The sequence below is a fragment of the Neolewinella marina genome (assembly GCF_002631205.1).
Lineage (GTDB): Bacteria > Bacteroidota > Bacteroidia > Chitinophagales > Saprospiraceae > Neolewinella > Neolewinella marina.
This window is the reverse complement of record NZ_PDLO01000002.1, coordinates 151,101-168,595: the sequence shown is the minus strand read 5'-3', so window position 1 is coordinate 168,595 and position 17,495 is coordinate 151,101. Positions and strand designations below refer to the sequence as shown.

The following is a 17,495-nucleotide window of genomic DNA, read 5'->3' as shown; positions in this document are numbered from 1 at the left end:
TGATATACCCGGTAATTCAACGTTATTGCAACCTGGCAAAGGGCAATATGGTACGGTGGTCACCTTCGGTCAACAGCAGGCGGTAGCTACCCTGTGGCAGGTGGGGCAGGTCCAATTGTGCCTCAATGAACGTAGTCGCTTTCTCGAGCCTGGTCCGGTGCACTTCCCGGCCGGTCAGGTCGAACACCTGTACTTCGACCGTACCGGTGAACGGGCTTTCCCAGGACAGGTTGATCTCTCCCCGGCTGGGGTTGGGGTAGAGGGCGGGTTGGCCATCCATGCGGGTCTGTTGTGGAGCGACAGCGGAAAACTCGGTGCGCTCGGGACGCAGGGTCGCCGCGGCGGTCCCGCAGTTGGTAGCCGATGCACCCAGGCCGGTGGGCAGTTCGCTGGAGGGCGATAGGTACACCTTGTCGAGCCGCGTCCCGGGCTCGCGGTTCGCGATTCGGATCAGGTGGGGGCCGGCGGCCAGCGTAAAGGAAATGTCCGCACCGTCGTCGTTGACCTTGCGCCACTCGAAGCCCGAGGTCAACAGTTGGGCGCCACCGATCTCCTCCCACATCTTGACCCACTCGCCATCGTCAATGCGTACCCAGAGGGAATTCCGGCCTGGGTCGGGGGCGTCGAGGCGCAGGAAGAGGTGGTACTCACCACCGCTGGCCAGATCGACCGGGAAGGTGACCTGCTGAGCGGGCTCGTTGGTGGTCGGCTCGGCAATGTGCCGGTCGCCGGTAAATTCCACGTACGCGGAGTTGGCGGCATTCTGTTCGGTGAAGGATTGCCAGCCGCTGCCCAGACTGCCGCATTCGGCCTCGAGCCAGAAAGCCGTGGCCTCCGCGGGTGCATCGCAGTTGGTGGCCGCGGCCCCCGTTCCGGTGGGGGTGGTGCCGCCGGAGGTCAGGAAGATCTTGTCCAGTCGGGTTCCGTCCTCCCGGAAGGCAAAGTCAACGGTGTTGGTCCCTTCCTGCAAGCTCAGGGGCGCGCCGGGCAGTTGGTTCCAGGCGAAGCCCACGCCCTGCTGCATCCCGCTGGCCCACTTGTACCAGCCGCCGTTATTTACGCGTACCCAGTAGCTGTCGTCCAGGCCGGAAGGCGCGTCGATGCGGGCAAACAGCCGATAGTCACCGGGAATGGCATCCATCAGGACGAACCGTACGCGGTTGCCGGCCTCGTCGGCTGGGGGGGCGCCGTAGAAGTTGCCGTCCTGGAAGACTACGTATTTACCGCCCGAAGCGGCCGGGGAAGCTTCCTCTGTCCACCGGCCGCCAACGAGGGCACACTCGGCTTCCAGCCAGAAGTCGCCTTGGGTAGGCGCGGGCGCGGGTTCCGGGTCGGGGTCTGGATCGCCCTCTGACGCCATGACCTGCAGGTCCAGCGTGGAGACAGTCTTGAGGCCGTTGTAGTCGGTGGCCGTTACCGCGATGCTGTAGCTGCGGTCTGTGGCGTTCTCCGGGGCATTCACGGTGAACGTAGCGCTGTTCGGATCCAGGGTGATCCAGTTGGGCAGGCTGCCCCCGCCGACCAGGCGGGCGGAGTACGTTAGCCGGTTGCCGGGGTACCCACGGTCGAAGTAGTCGGCCACCGGATAAACTTTCGTGACGCCCCCGGTGACAATCAGGTCCGGGATTTCCAGGCTGCTGGGTACGGCCTGGGGGCGTACGTTGGCGATGTAGGACACGTTGTCGTTCCAGTCGCAGTTACTGGAGCCGGCCCCGCAGCCCGTACCGATGTAATCTTGCACGATGATGTACTCATTGGGAATGGTTCGGCCACTGCCGTCCACTGCCCGGTAGATGCGTACGCCGAGGAGCTCGTCGGGCCGCGATCCGTCGTAGGCCCCACCGGTGCTTTTAAAGCCCGCCACCAGTATCTGGAAGGGTTCCCCGATTGAGGCGGCGTAGTCACCGGCCGGGTCGTTGCTGGTGTCCGAAAGTCGGGGCAACAGGGTCTGGTGGCTGCGCTCGCCGTGGAGGTACTTCATCCCGCCCACCAGGTGGGAGGCCGCGGCGTTGCGGAGCTCCGTGGGGGCGTAGCCGGGTCCGTGAAAGGCCGCCATCTGGATCATACTTACCGGTTTGGCCGGATTGGCCTGGACGAAGAGCCCGGGAATGATCAAGTCGCCCTCCTTGCCGGAGTTGACGTTTTTCTCCTGGGGGAAGTCGGAACCGGGCCGTACTTGCAGGTTGCCGTTGTTGTCAACCCCCATCCGCGTACCGAAGCCGAAGGACTCGTACACCTGCTGGACGTTGATCTCGCTGCCCCCCTCAACGTAGGTCATGTACGCCCCTCGAAAGGTGGCTTTGACGCTGGCCGCGTTGTCCGCGTTGCTGTCCATGACCAGCCGCTCAGTGAGCAGTCGCCGGGCTTCCCCGCCGTCGGTCACGAAGTTGACGGTGGCGTCTACGTAACCCCCCGGGGCCACCTTCAGCCCGCCCGTAGGGATGATGACGCCGGAGATGGTAAAGTTGCTGGTGTTGGTGGTGGTCAGCCGGGTGATGACCAGGGGATTGGTGCCGTCATTGTGGATCCGCATCGTGGCCCGGTTGGCAAACCACAGGACCGTTCCCCTGCTGTTGGTTTGTCGCTGGCTGCGGTGAAAGGTGAAGAAATCTTCCGCCGGGAAACCCCGGTTGGTACCGGGCAGTTTCGTCAGGTTTTCGATGCGGGCCGTGGCGCCACTGCCGGCCGCAAGGGTGGCCGTAAGGAGCAGCAATAAACCCATCAGCACCGCCTGAACGCAGCGGTTCGGGGGAGAAGAAAAAACAGTAAACTTCCAGTGCATGTAAAAGCGTGTTGGGGGGCTTAGTCCGCTGGAGGGCCAAAGTACTGGATAAAATGGTGTTATCCCGCAGATTCTCTGGATTCCGGATATAGAAAAGGCCCCCGCCGCGGCGGGGGCCTTGCACAATAGTCGGTGGTCAGCGACCCTTACTCCACCTTGATGAAGCTGCGGGTTACCTGCCGGTCGCCGCCCGTCACCCGCAGGAAGTACATGCCGGAAGGCAGGTCTTCGACGCGGAACTCCAGGTGCTCCGTTCCCGTTTCGGTGTCCCGGTCGGCTGACCGGACCACCTGTCCGGTGGGCCCGAGGATACGGACACTTACCCGTCCCGGCGCAGCACCGGATACACTGACGTTCAGCGTACCCCGGGTGGGGTTGGGGTAGGCTTCAATCGCCAGTTCACTGGTCGGGGTGAGGGGGGCGGTGGTGCGGACATTCGTCCGGGCGGTGGTGGCCTGTACCGTTCCGCAACTCAGGGAGGTGGGGCCGAAGCCGTCCGGTTCATTGCTGAACTTGCTAAGCAGCAACTTGTCCAGCCCGGTGCCCGCCTCGCGGTTCGCTATGGTGATGGTGTGGGTGCCGGCGCTCAGGTTGAAGGAAACGTCGGTACCATTGTGGTTCACTTTGCGCCACTCAAATCCGTCGGTGATGAGCTGGCCGCCACCGATGGTCTGCCAGAACTGGATCCAGCTGCCGTTGTCCACCCGTACCCAAAAGGAGTTGCTGGCTTCCACCGGTCCGTTCATGCGGATGAACAAGTGGTAGTTAGCCGCCTGAGCCAGGTCGACGGTGAAGACCATCTGCGAATAGGTGCTGGTCGAAGTCGGTTGGTTGCGGTTGGTGGAACCGGTGAATACCCGGTAGCTGCCGCCGGAAGCGGTAGCGTCGTCCCGGTATTCCCAGCCCGTACCGCCGCTGCCGCAATTGGCCTCGTAGGCGTAATCGGCAATACCGCTGTTGCAGTTCGTGGCCTCCACGCCCATACCCGTAGGTACGGTGGTGGATTTCGCCAGTACCAGCTTGTCCAGCCCGGTCCCTGCCTCGCGGTTGATGACCGTGATGGTATGGTTGCCGGCGGTCAGGCCGAAGGAGAGGGCGTTGCCTTCCTGATTCACCGTATGCCATTCGAAGCCATCGGTCAGCAGGTCAGCGCCACCGGCTTTCTTCCAGAATTTGATCCAGTTGCCGTTGTCCACCCGGATCCACAGGGAATTGCTGGACAGACTCGGGGCGTTGATGCGGGCAAACAGGCGATAAGTGCCGGCCTCCTCCACGGCCACCGAGTAGGTGATGTACTGGCTGGGATCATTGGTCTGGGGAGCGGAGAGGTAGGAATTCCCCGCGTATTCCAGGTAGCTGCCGTTGGAGGAGTTATTGCCGTTGCGGCGCATCCAGCCGCTGCCGGCCGTTCCGCACTCGGCTTCCAGGCCAAACTCCGTTACGGCCGTTTCGCAGGCGTCACCGATGCCGTCACCGTCACTGTCGGCGTTGCTCGGGTCGTACACCGAGGGACAACGGTCGTCGGCGTTGGCTACGTAGTTGGCCGGTGCCGTACAGGCTTCTAGCTGGTCGTTGGGGTCACCCAGTCCGTCGCCGTCGAAGTCGGCGTAGAACACCGGCAGGCTGCCATCGGGGTTATGGACCGTCGGGCAGTTGTCGTTGGCGTTGGCTACGTAGTTGGCCGGTGCCGTACAGGCTTCCACCTGGTCGTTGGGGTCACCTAGCCCGTCGCCGTCAAAGTCAGCGTAGAACACCGGCAACGTCTGGTCGGGGTTGTAGACCGTCGGGCAGTTGTCCGTACCGTCGGCCACGCCGTCGTTATCGGTATCGGCTTCCGTGACGCTGATCACCACCACGTCGGTATCCACGGCACCCTGGTCGTCGGTCACGATCAGGCTTACGTTGTAGGTTCCGGCGGTGAAGGTCGCGGTAGCGGTAGCGCCGCTGGCCGATCCGCCAGTCCAGGACCAGGCGTAGTCGACGATACTACCGTCGGGATCGGAGGAGGCCGTTGCGTCCAGGGTGACCGCCAGGGGGGCTACTCCCGTAGTGGGGGAGGCGCCGGCTACGGCGGTGGGTGCTTCGTTGGCCGGCCCGCAGTTGGTGGCCGTTGCTCCGAGAGCGATGGGCACCTGGTCGGCGTTGCTCAGCTGCACCTTATCGACCATGGTTCCGGCTTCGCGGTTGGCGATGGTCACCGTGTGGGAACCCGCCGCCAGGGCAAAGGAAACGGGGGTGCGGTCGTCCATCACCTTGCGCCATTCCAGGCCCGCGGTTTGCAGGTTGTCGCCGTTCGTTTCCCGCCAGAACTTCATCCAGTTCCCATTGTCGACGCGGACCCACAGGGAGTTCCGGTTGCCGTCCGGGGCGTCGAGGCGCAGGTACAGGTAGTAGGTAGCGGATTCCGTGACCTCGAGGGAGTAAGACACCTGTTGGTAAGGATCCTCCGTTACCGGGGCGGTAGACTGGTTGCCGCCCTGGAAGACGGCGTAGCTACCGGCCGAAGCTTCGGGGGCGCTTACGGTTATCCAGCCGCCGCCTACGGTGGCACACTCGGCCTCAAAGGCGTAGTCGGTGCTTTCTCCCGCGTATCCGTCACAGGGATCACCGATTCCGTCCCCGTCGCTGTCCGCATTGGTGGGGTCGTATACGGTAGGGCAGCGGTCGTCGGCGTTGGCCACGTAGTTGGCCGGGGCCGTGCAGGCTTCCACCTGGTCGTTGGGGTCGCCCAGTCCGTCGCCGTCGAAGTCGGCGTAGAATACCGGCAGGCTCTGGTCAGGGTTGGCTACCGTCGGGCAGTTGTCGCTGGCGTCGGGTACGCCGTCGTTGTCGGTGTCGACCGATGGGTCATACACGTTGATGGTTACCTGGTCGGAATTCGACAGCCCGAGGTCGTCGGTCACCGTCAGGGTCACCTCGAAGCTGCCGGCCGGGAAGGTGGCCTGGGGCTGGGGGCCAGTAGTGGAACCGCCCTCCCACGACCAGGCGTAGCTGGCGATGTTGCCATCGATATCGGAGGATCCGGTGCCATCCAGGGTAACGTTCAGGGGCGTGGGGCCGCTGCGGGGGGTAGCATCGGCTACAGCCAGGGGCGGACGGTTGCCCGTCTGTCCGCAGTTGGTTGCCGGGGTTCCCAGTCCGGTGGGCGGGGTGGCTTCCAGGCCGAGGTGAATTTTGTCGAGCCTGGCGTCGCCCTCACGCCAGGCGAAGTCGATTACGTTCACTCCTTCGCTCAGGGCCAGTGTTTGGTTGAGCTTGTTCCACTGGTAGCTGCCGTTGTTGACGATGCCGCCGGACCACTTGATCCAGGCTCCGTCGTTGAGGCGGACCCAGTAGGAGTCGCTGTCGGCGTTAGCCGCGGAAATCCGGGCGAAGAGATGATAACTGCCGGCTTCGGCCCGGTCAAGGAAGAACCGCACCTGGTTGTCGGCCACGTCCGCCGGGGCATTCGTCATGGACCGCTGTCCGGGAGCGTGCACGTATTCCTCGTTGCTGGCGGCGGGGTCACTGCCGACCGTCCAGCTGCTTCCGACGGTGGCGCACTCGCCTTCCAGCCAGAACTCGTTCACGAGGTAGGTTACGCCCTCGCAGACGTCACCCACGCCGTTGTTGTCGCTGTCGGCCTGGTCGGGGTTGGTAGCGTAGGGGCAGTTGTCGTCGGCGTTGTCCACGAAGTTGGCCGGGGGCGTGCAACTGCGTACCCATTCGCCGGGGTCACCGTATCCGTCTCCGTCATGGTCGGCGTAGAAGGTCGGGAGTTGCTGGTCGGGATTGTAGACCGCCGGGCAATTGTCGGTTGCGTCCGGCACGCCATCCGCATCCGCATCCTGGTTGGGATCGTAGACGCTGATGGAAACCACGTCGGTAGCTACCGCGCCGAGGTCGTCGGTGACGGTGAGGGTTACCACGTAGTTGCCGGTCGGGAAGCTCACCTGTGGGGTGGCTCCGGAAGCCGTACCTCCGTTCCACGCCCAGGCGTAGTCAACAATGCTGCCGTCTATATCAATCGACTCGCTTCCGTTGAGGCTTACCGCGAGGGGAGCCGGACCGGAAGTGGGGTTGGCCTTGGCCACCGCCACGGGGTCGGAGTTGCCGCCGCCGCCGCAGTTGGAGGCGTCTTCCCCGAGGGTAGTGGGCAGGGTACCTGCGATGGCCAGGTATAGCTTGTCGAGTTTGGCACCCCCTTCCCGCCAGGCGATGTCGATCAGGTTGATGTCGTCCACCAGGCTAAGGCTGCCGTTGAACTTGTTCCAGTTGAAGTTTCCGTCCACGGTGATGCCGCCGGACCATTTGAACCAGGCTCCGTTATTGACGCGGACCCAGTAGGAGTCGTTGTCGGGATTGGGGGCCGAAATGCGGGCGAAAAGCTGGTAGCTTCCCTCCGCGGCGTTGTCGAGGAGGAATCGCAGGTGGTTGTCCTCGATGTCGGCCGGTGGGGTGGCCAGGGTGCTGTTGCCGGGAGCGTGTACGTATTCACCGTTGCTGGCCGCGGCGTCGGACACCGTGGTCCAGGCGCTGCCTACTACGGCACATTCGGCTTCCAGCCAGAAGGCATCGTCGCGGTAGACCACTCCTTCACAGACGTCACCGACGCCATTGTTGTCGCTGTCGGCCTGGTCGGGGTTGGCGGCGTAGGGGCAGTTGTCGTCAGCGTTGGTTACGTAGCCGGCTACCGGGGTGCAGGAACGGATCGGTTCATTGGGGTCACCAAAGCCGTCGCCGTCCTGGTCGGCGTAGTAGAGGGTGCCGCGGCCGATGGTCGGATCCGTGGGGGCACAGTCGTTGGCGTCGGTTACCCCGTCGTTGTCGGAATCATTGTCACAGGCATCGCCGAGCCCGTCGTTGTCGGTATCCGCCTGGTCGGGGTTGGCTACGGTCGGGCAGTTGTCGCCGGCCACGGCAACGTAGCCGTCGGGGGCTTCGCAGGATTGTACGCTGTTGGCGGGGTCACCAAAGCCGTCGCCGTCAAAGTCGGCGTAGTAGGTCAGCAATTGCTGGTCGGGGTTGTAGACCGTCGGACAGCTGTCTTCCAGATCCGCGAACCCGTCGCCGTCCGTGTCGGCACCTGCGTCCAGCGACAACACCGCCAATTCATCACTGTCGGCACCGCCGCGATCGTCGATTACGGTCAGGGTGATGGGGTAGCTGCCGGCCGGGAAGGTTACGGTCGGGGTGCGCCCGGTAGCGTAACCGGTGGGCCATTCCCAGAAATAGGTGTCGATTTGCCCGTCGGAATCACTCGAGCCACTGGCGTCGAGGGTAACCGTCAGGGGGGCGGGGCCCTCCGTGGGGTTGGCCACCGCTACGGCGGTAGGCGGCACGTTCGGCGCGCCGTTGCAGTTGGCGGCGGTTTCTCCCAGGTTGGTGGGCAGGGTGGCATCCAGGTCCAGGTGGAGCTTGTCCAACTGGGCCTCGCCTTCCCGCCAGGCAATGTCCAGGGTGTTGGTGCCCGCCACCAGGGGCAGGGTGCCTCCCCGGTAAAGGTTCCAGTTGAAGTTTCCGTCGACGGTGATGCCACCGGACCACTTCACCCATTCCCCCCCGTTGAGGCGCAGGAAGAAGGAGTCACCGTCTCCATTGGCGGCCCGTACCCGTCCGAACAGGTTGTAGTTGCCGGCCTGGGCATTGGTCAGGCTGAAGCGGATGCGGTTCGATGGGATATCGGCCGGAGGTGCCGCGAGGTTGTAGTTGCCCACGGCATCCACGTAGCGGCCGTTCGAGGCCTGGGGGTCGGGCCGGATGGTCCAGACCGAACCCACGGTCCCACATTCGGCTTCCAGCCAGAAGGAGGTAGCGGCCTGGTTCTGGTTCGGACAGGCATCGCCCACGCCGTCGCCGTCCGTATCGGTCTGGGCAGGGTTGTAGGTAGCCGGGCAGTTGTCGGTGCGGTTCTTGACGTAGCCCTGGGGGGGCACGCAGGCCAGGGTCGCCTGGCTGGGGTCACCAAATCCGTCGCCGTCCAGGTCCGCGTAGAATACCTGGGGAGACCCGTAGCGGTCGTCCAGGGGGGCACAGTCCTGGGTGTCGGGAACCCCGTCGTTGTCGTCGTCCGGATCACAGGCGTCACCCAGGCCGTCGTTGTCGGTATCGGCCGGATTGGGGTCGCTTACTTCGGGGCAGAGGTCCAGGGCATTGTCTACGTAGCCGGTCGGAGGGACACAGGCCAGTATGGATACGTTGGGGTCACCGAGGCCATCGGCGTCGGCGTCGGCGTAGTAGGTGCTCAGCGACTGGTCGGGGTTGTAACGGGTGGGGCAATTGTCCTCGGCGTCGGCAATGCCGTCGCCATCCGCGTCGTACACGGGGTCGCCCACGGTTACGGTTACGGAGGCGCTGTTCTGGGCGCCGCGGTCATCCGTCACGGTAAGCGAGAAAGTATGACTGCCCTGGTTCAGCTGCAGGGCGTGGCTCGGGCCACTCAGGGTGCCCCCGGCCCAGCTCCATTCATAGGCTGAGATGCTGCCGTCAGGGTCACTGCTGGCCGAGCCGTCAAGGCGTACGGTGTGAGGGGCGGTTCCGCTACCGGGTTCGGCCGTGACCACCGCCACGGGATCCTGGTTGGGACCGGTGTTGGTGTTGGCCGTGCTGATCACTTCAAAGCCCGAAATTAGCGGCTGGTTGACGCCGCCGGAGGTGGACCGGGCGTCGACGTACATAAAGAAGTTACCGTCACTGTTGTTGACCGTAAACTCCTTCACTACGGGCTGACCGCTGCCTACCTCGGCGGCGATGTCGTAATTGTTCAGTACCCGGTTGCCCTCGATCACCACGTCAAACACGCGGCTGCCCGGTCCGCCCGATCCGCCTCCCGGGGCACCCCAGTAAGTTTCGGCAAAGTGCAGGCGCACCCGGTATTCTCCGGCTTCCATGGGGAAGTAATACCGGACGTAGTAGGGGCTTCCCGCTGTACGCATGGTCTGGTAAAGGCTCGGAATGTCCAGCTGGCTGTTGCCCGAGGCGTATCCGTCGTAGTAGGCCTGGTCGGCTTCGAACCGCAGTCCGTTCAGGAATACCTCCGGACCGCCGGCGTTGATGCGTTTTACCGGCCCCTGGGCAACACAGGCAGCGCCTTCGTCTACTTGTCCGTCGCAGTTGTTGTCGAGGCCATCACAGGCTTCGCCCGCGCCCGGGTGCACCGAGGCGTCTCCATCGTTGCAGTCGGATCCATTGCTGACGTAGCCGGTCTTGCCGCCCACACAGCCCTGGAGGGTGAGGGAGGAGTCTCCGAAGCCGTCCCCGTCCGCATCGCGGAAGTAGGTCGTGGCCGGGGTGACCGAAACGCTGAGGGTAGCCTCATCAATGGGGCACCCCGCCCGTCCGCCGACCCAATAGGTGTAGGTTCCGGGGTAGCCGGTGGCCGGGTCGAAGGTGTCGGGCATGGCCTCACCGTAGAACGTCCAGCTGCCACCGGACTGGGGGTTGCCCCCAAAGGCCGACAGTTCGTCGAAGAGGCTGAAGGGGGCATCGGCGGCGCATACGGTAATGCTGCCATCGTTGCCGGCGCTCGGGGGGGAGTAGTCTTCGGTGATGTTTATCGTAGTAGAAGTGCGGCACCCGTTGGCGGCCGTGGCCTCCACCGTGTACGTGCCGGCCTCGGTAACGGTGAGTGCAGCTCCCGTACCGATGCGCGTTGTTCCCGCGTACCAGACGTAAGTGGGGTTCTCGCTTTCACTGTCGGCCACCAGGTCGATGGAACCAACGGTGCAGCCCAGAACGGTAGTGGGGGCATCGATGGCCAGGGGCGGGCCCTGGGTAAAGTCCTCCGTCACGGTTACCGTAGCGGCCGTGCCGCAGCTGCTGCCGTCCATGGTCACCGAAGCCAGCTGGTAGGTGCCCGGGGTGGTGACGACGGGGTTTTGCAGGGAGGAAACAAAGCCGTTGGGGCCCGTCCAGCGGTAGACGCCCGTGGAGGCATCCCCCCTCAGTTGGACCGAAGTTCCCTGGCAGAAGATGACCTTGGGCAGCCCGTCCGCGTTGGCGTTGACCGTGCAGGGGGTAGCCGAGGTGCTGATTTCTATCCGCAGGTTGGCGGAGAGATTCCTTCCGTTGTTGTCCGCACCCGTCACGGTCAGGTTCACCGATTGTCCCGACAGGGAGAAGGGCGGGCGGGCCGTTATCCTGCCGCTGCGGCGGTCGATCTGCACCCAGTGGGGGAGGGCACCGCCGCCGGCCAGGGTGGCCGAGTAGCGGAAGCGGTTGCCGGGGTAGCCGGGGTTGTAGTAGGGTGCTGCCTCGTAGTGCTCCGGCTCATTGGCCGTAGCGTAGAATACGGGTAGGGAACTCACCGAGGACTGGTTCACCGGGCGGGCGTTGATGAGGTAGGCCACGTTGTCCTGCCAGTCGCAGTTGCCGCCACCCTGGGCGCAGCCGTTGCCGATGTAATCCTGCAGCACGATGTACTCGTTCGGAATGGGCTCACCCCGGTGATCGAGGGCGGCGTACATCCGGATGCCCAGGATCTGGCTGGCGTAGTTGCCGCTGCGGTTGCCGCCGGTCGACTTGTAGCCCGCAATGGAAACCTGGAAAGGCCCGTTGATGGTGTTGGTGGCGTTGCCGGCCTGAACCGTGGAAGAGTTGGTGGCCCGGGGCAGGATGGTCTGGAACCAGTAGGAGCCGTGGTTGTAGGAGAAGATGGTCTGCCCACTGCTGGTCAGCAAGCGGCTGTCCTCCCCGCCGAATCCATGGAAAGCACCCAGATGGACCATCCGAACGGGTTTGTTGGGGTCGGCCTGCTCGAAGTAGTCGGACAGGATCAGGTCACCGTGCACCCCGTTGGTCACGTCGGCCGGGGTAGGCCGGTCGGAACTGGGGAACACCAGGTATTCGAACTGCTCGTCACGCCCCATCTCGGTACCGAACCACAGGGCTTCAAAGACGTGCTGGTTGGTCAGCTCATTGATCCCCTCGATGAATTCCGAGTAGGCGCCACGGAAGTGGGCGGATACCTCCCCGCCGTTGTCGGCATTGGAAACTACCCGCAGGGAATCGTAGAAGGTGGCCTTCTCCACCCCGCTGGGCTCGTCGGCGATGAAGCGCACCGTTACGTCGGTGTATCCACCGGCGGGTATGGTCAGGGGGTTCCCCGCGGTGGGCGCTCCTTCCACCGTGAAGCGGACCGGGTCGGTCACTCCCAGGTCCTGGATTACCAGGGAAGCCGTGCCTTCATTGTGCAGCCGCAGGCGGTTGTTATCCCAGAAGGCAGGCCGCTGGCCATTGAAGGTTTTTTCCGACTTGAAGCGGTGGAAGGCCAGCAAGTTATCGGCCGGGAAGGAGCGGTTGGTGCCGGGGATCTTGGTCAGGTTCTCCAGGCGGAGCCGGGCACCACTGCTTGGCACCAGGGCGAAAGTGGTGTCCAGGGTAGTGGCCCGCCCCCGGGTATCGACGGCGCGGGCGGTGATGCGGAAGGTCTGCGGACTTCCCGAAACGGACAGCGACAGCGGCTGGGTGTACGGCTGGGTAGCCGCACCGTTTACGCTGTAGGTCAGCGACTGGATACCGGCGTTGGCCGAGGCGGCCGTGGCCAGCAGTTCGATCGTGGCCGCGCCGCGCAGGTTACCGGACGCATCCCGCGGACCGTCGGCATTCGCGATCAGGGCGGGAGCCGACCACTCCCCGCTCAGCTGGGTGGCCGTCAGGTAAATGATCTTCGTATTGCCGTCGGGGTTGATCGAGTAGTCGTCGATGGTCAGTTTGCCGTCGATAACCTCCACGATGCCAGTGGCTACCTCAAACAGTTCCGCGGAAGTGGTCTTGTGGTCCTCGATCAAGGTCACGCCTTCCGCCCGTACGCTGTGGCGACTGTTCGACTTGGTGGCGTCGCCGACGGCGGTTTCCACGCGGTAGCGGCCGTTGGGTACCGCTACCTCCCAGAGCCGGTGCTGGCGCGTGGCGGCCTTGGTGTAGTCGAACATGTTGAAGGAGTGCATGAGCTTCTCCGTGCCCGGACTGCCGTTGGTGATTCCGCGCAGGGACCCGGTGGCTTCCCCGGTGTTCGAGGCCGGCTGCCGGCTGTCCGCGTCGATCCATCCGTACTGGAGGCCCTGACCCTGCATGCCGTAGGCTGCTCCCGCATCGGCCAGGTAGCCGGCGGGCGGAGTGAAGGAACCGTCCTGGAAATTGACCTTCACGGCGTAGGCTACTTCGTCCTTGACGAAAACCTCCAGCTGGAGGATGGCGGGCACGTACCCCTGGGCACGGGCCACCACGGTGGCTTCGTAGTGGCCGTTCTGCAGGTCAATGGCGTTGACGGCGAACGACAGGGGGGTATTCGTGGCCGGATTTTGGGGCAGCACCACCCAGGGCTGGTCGGCCGAGAGGGTGATGGGCTGACCGCTCAGTGGTACGCTGGCCGTAAGCTGGGTAGGGTAGGCCGCGGAAAGACCACCGGTGGGTGCCTCCAGCGCAATGCGGTCTTCGGCGAACCGCAGCACCTGCGACCCCAACTCCACGGGCCGGGCGTTGGAAAGAAGGAATACGTAGTCCTGGTAGTCGCCATTGGTGGCGTCCTCAAAGCAAACCAGGTAAGTGTGGGGCAGCAGGGTGCCGCTGCGGTCGCGGGCGGGATAGACCCGGACCCGGTGGGCCACCTCGGTATTCAGTCCGTCCTCGGTGTAGTTGAAACGGTTGAAGGTCTTGGACTCCACGAAAATGCCGAAGGGCTCGGCCGGGGCCACGAAGGAAGTGTAGCCCGACTGCAGGGAGGGGAAGAGGGTCTGGGCCTCGTTCAGTCCGGAAGCCAGTACGCCCAGTTGGTTGAGGGCCAGGTTACCTCCGTTGGTGTAGTAGCCAAAGGGCAGAGACTCCGCCGGGGAATAGCGGGCCAGTGGCCGCAGGGTCACGGGGCCGGGCGCCGCGGCTTCGAAGATCGGGGCTATTGCCTCGTCGCCCTGGGGGTCGACCAGGGTGTGGTGGGCCAGGGTAGTCCAGCCCACGTCGATGCCGTAGCCGAGCACGTCCACGATGGACTGTAATGCGGGTTCCTGGTTGCCCTCGTAGCCGGCTTTCTTCAGGCCATGCAGCCCGATGGTGAGGGGGGCTTCCCCTTCCACGTCGGTGGTGATGACCAGGGAGGCGGGTTGGTGACCCAGGTCGCTGGCCGTAAGGTCCGGGGCGTAAGTGATGGTGTAAGTTTGCGCGGCCGCGGGTGCCAGGGTCTGTGCCGTGGGGCCCGCCACCGAGAACTGGTCGGCAAAGGGACCCGCCAGCGCTACCCCAATGATGGAAAGGGGGCGGCGGCCCTGGTTGGTGACGCTTACGGTTTTGGTCATCGTCTGGACCCCTTCGGTATTCACCGTGGTCTCAAACAGCAATTCCCCAGGAGCGGCAACCAGGGTGGTGCCCGGTACGGGCTCTACGTTACGGGCCACGACGACCACGTCCTGGTAGGCGTAGGTGTCGGTGGTCGCCTCGAAGGCCAGTAGGTAGGCGTTTTCCTCGCCGGGCAGGGGGTATACCCTTACGTGGCGGGGCACGGCACCGGTGAAGGTGTTCAGGCTGTCCTCACTGTAAACCGTCCGGTCCCCGTGGACGGGCCACTGGGTGTAAAATCCGAAGGGCAGGGAGCCGGGGTCGAAACTCGTGCCACCGGTCACCTTGGGCTGGAGGGTCTGGCCGTTTCCGGTAATGCCGTTGCCCAAGACCAGCACCTCCGTGGTGGAGGCCGCGTCGCCGGTTTCGTACCAGCCCAGGGAGAGTACGGGATCATTGGTCTGGGGCGCAAAGACCGATAATACCTCCACCGTTACGGGGCCGTCCGTTGCCCGCACGAAGGCCGGCACGTCCGCCTCGTCGCCGAGGCGGAGGTTGTAGTCGCCGGCCGCGGTTTCGATGGTCGGTGTGGCGGGGTTTTGGTCGCCGACGGTCAGCGGCAACTGGTACACGTCGAAGATGTGTTGTAGGGAGGGCTCCAGGTCGCCGGCGGTGCCGTTCTTTCCCAGTCCGCTCAGGGGGATGGAGACCGGCTCGGTATTGCTGCCGACCAGGGTAAGGGTGGCGAATTTGGCCCCGGCCGAAGTAGGCACAAAGCGGACCTCCACCGAAGCCGTGCTGTTGGCGGCCAGGGTGGACGGCAGGGAAGTGGCGTCGAGGGCGAATTGGGAGGAAGCTGGGCCGGTAAGGGTTACCGTAGCGTTCTCCAGGGCGGCGTTCCCCGTATTGGCAATGAAGACGGTGGTCGAGGCACTGCTGCCCACTACCGCGTCGGTCAGTACCGCCTCGGGGTTCAGGGTAATGGCCGGCTGGGGGGTAGCCTGGTTACTGGGCTTGAGCAGAATGATGCCCTGAACCCCGAAATCGGAAACGTAGAGGTTGCCGGTAGCGGGATCCTCGGTGAGGTCCAGGGGGTCCGTCAGACCAGTGAATCCGGGTACGCCGGTGCGGGCCGTGCCGATGTCGCCGTTCGGGCCGTCCGGCTTCAGGACGATCAGGTCGCTGCCGCCGCTGTACCGACAGACGATGAGGGCACCGCGCAAGGCACCGTTCTCGGCGTTCGACTGGTATTCGATCACCCCGTTCGGGCTCTTGTTGAATTCAAAATCGAATGCGGCGCCCCGGTAGTTGTCGTCGGGGAGTACGCCGGCGGGGTACTGGTCCACGTCCACCGCTCCGCGGTTCATGACGAACTGTCCGCGAAGGGGATTGGGGTGGCCGTAGTAGCCCAGGCCGGCGGTGGGGTCGATCCGGAAGAGCCAGTCGCGCTGGGTGTTGTTGCCCAGGGCTTCGGGGACTACGGGGTAGGCACCGGAGGCGTCGGCGTAGCGGTAAAAGGTTCCGTCGGGGCGGCGGGTACCGTCGATCGAAGCGGGGGAGTTGCTGCCGCCGGCCGTGCCGTTGGTGGGGATGTAGAGCTGGCCGTTGGAGTGCCACACCAGGTCGTAGGCGTTGCGCACGCCGGTGGCGTAGAGGGTAAGGGGTGCCTCGCGGTAGTAGGGGTTATAGGTTCCGTCGTCGGGGAAGGTCTCACCGTTCTCGGTGTAGGTTCCCTGGCCAGTGCCGAGGGTAGGACTATTGACGTCGGCGGCATTAATGGCGGCCGCGTTCATCGTCGTCTTGGCGTTCAGCGGCCAGGCACTTTCGGGCAGTTTGTCCAGGTCGAGCCGCAGGGCGGCGGCGGAAAGCAGCCGCTCCTTGCGGTTGCCCCACGACTTGTCCGGAGCCCCACCGGCCGTATTGCTGCCCTGCAGGAAGTAGAGTACGCGGTCCTCACCGGGCCGGAAGGCGATGCTGTTGGTCAGGTGGTCGCGGCGCGACCGCGGCAGGTTGGTTACGATGAGGTCCTCGTCGGCCAGATCGGGGCCCGACAGGCGGCTGATCTTGCCGTCCCAGGCCGGACCGTTGGTCAGGCCACCAGAAACGTGGGTGACGTAGGCCACCAGCTGGCTGGCCGTAGCCGTAGGGGCGAAAGTGAAGCCGATGGCCGACCGCGATCCGTAGTTGTCGCTCAGGGTGGTGATGTCGGTGCGGTTGGAAAGGGTGCCATCCGCCTCGATGGTCCACCGGCTGATGACACCTTCCAGGCTGAGGGCGTACAGCAGGCCGTCGGGACCGACGGTGAGGGAGGTGAAGTGGCCGGAACCGCCGACCGGGCCGGCCGAGACAAAGGCCACGTCCTCCAGGTTGCCGCCCCCGTTGCCACCGCCGTCGTCGGTGCGGAAGGTGGAGTAAAACAACTCAAAGGGCGCGCCCGTCAGGTCCTTCACCCCGTTGATGGTGAAGAGGTAGGAGGTATTGGGCTCCAGCGGCAGCAGGGGCGTCAGGTTGATGGCGTCGCCCCCGCCGGTACCGTTGACGGTGGCGGGTACCTCGGTGCCCGAGGGCAGCTTGAACAGCCGCACCGTCTGGGTGGTAATGCTCTCATTGTCCACGCCGAAAATGCCGTTCTGTCCGTTGGGCAGGTAGAGGGCATTGGCCGAGATGGAGGTATTGGTCGAAACGCCCTGCAACCCGTTCGGCGGGAACACACCGGTAACCCGGGGCTGCTCCGCGGTGGCGGCGGTCACCTGGAAGGTGACCGGCAGCTCGGCCGCATCGAAGCCGTTGGCGGTGGCGAACAGACTGGTCTGGTAGGTACCAGGGGCCAGTCCGGCCTTCACCCCGATGGTCAGTTCTCCCTTTGCCGTCTGAGCGGGGAACACCAGCCATTCCCCGGCGTGGGGATCGTCGGAGAGGGTGATCAGCGGCGCGGCGTTGTCACTCGTCGTCAGGGTGACGGTACGGTTGCCAACCGGAGCGGTCCCGTCGCTGGAAAACGACAGGGAGGATTCCGAAAAAGTGAGGGTGGGGGCGTCAACCGGCGCGCCGGTGGCCGACACCAACAGGCAGGTCAACAGCAGGCCAAAGGCTGCCAGGGCAAAAGCTTTCATGTGTGTTCAAAGTGTGTCGCCCGGAAAACCGGGATGAAAAACAAAAGACGTATAAGCAATAAGGCGGTGAGCCTAGTGATCTTCAATATACAACCCCAACGACAGACGCGGGGTGTTGCGCGCAACATCGTGGTGTTAGGCTATGGGGCAGGCGGGCCATCGTTCACAGTTACCGTGGGGAAGGAGCAACGTCCTCTAAAAAGGAGGACTTGCAAAACGACCATCGGAAAGCCGGAGCGGGTTAGTTAGGCAAGTGGTGGAAGAAATCTCCCACAGAAAGTTGTAATACCCCGACAAGGTACGCCGCCGGCCATCCGCGGCCAACTTTCCCCCGGAAAAATCCGGTGAAAGGT

At 64.3% G+C, this 17,495-nt stretch carries 2 protein-coding genes; both read right to left on the bottom strand.

Features of this window, described 5'->3' with window-relative positions:
- Positions 1-22: 22 nt before the first annotated feature.
- Positions 23-2,782: a T9SS type A sorting domain-containing protein gene (locus CGL56_RS06155; protein ID WP_099105657.1), complete on the bottom strand. Its 2,760-nt coding sequence runs from the start codon at positions 2,780-2,782 to the stop codon at positions 23-25.
- A gap of 146 nt (positions 2,783-2,928) precedes the next feature.
- Complete coding sequence (locus CGL56_RS06150) at positions 2,929-17,142, bottom strand: PKD domain-containing protein (protein ID WP_099105656.1); 14,214 nt, start codon at positions 17,140-17,142, stop codon at positions 2,929-2,931.
- Positions 17,143-17,495: the final 353 nt, after the last annotated feature.

Bases quoted from the DNA above. Each gene is read 5' to 3' on its own strand.
- CGL56_RS06150 (WP_099105656.1), bottom strand. From the start codon at position 17,142: ATGAAAGCTTTTGCCCTGGCAGCCTTTGGCCTGCTGTTGACCTGCCTG.
- CGL56_RS06155 (WP_099105657.1), bottom strand. From the start codon at position 2,782: ATGCACTGGAAGTTTACTGTTTTTTCTTCTCCCCCGAACCGCTGCGTT.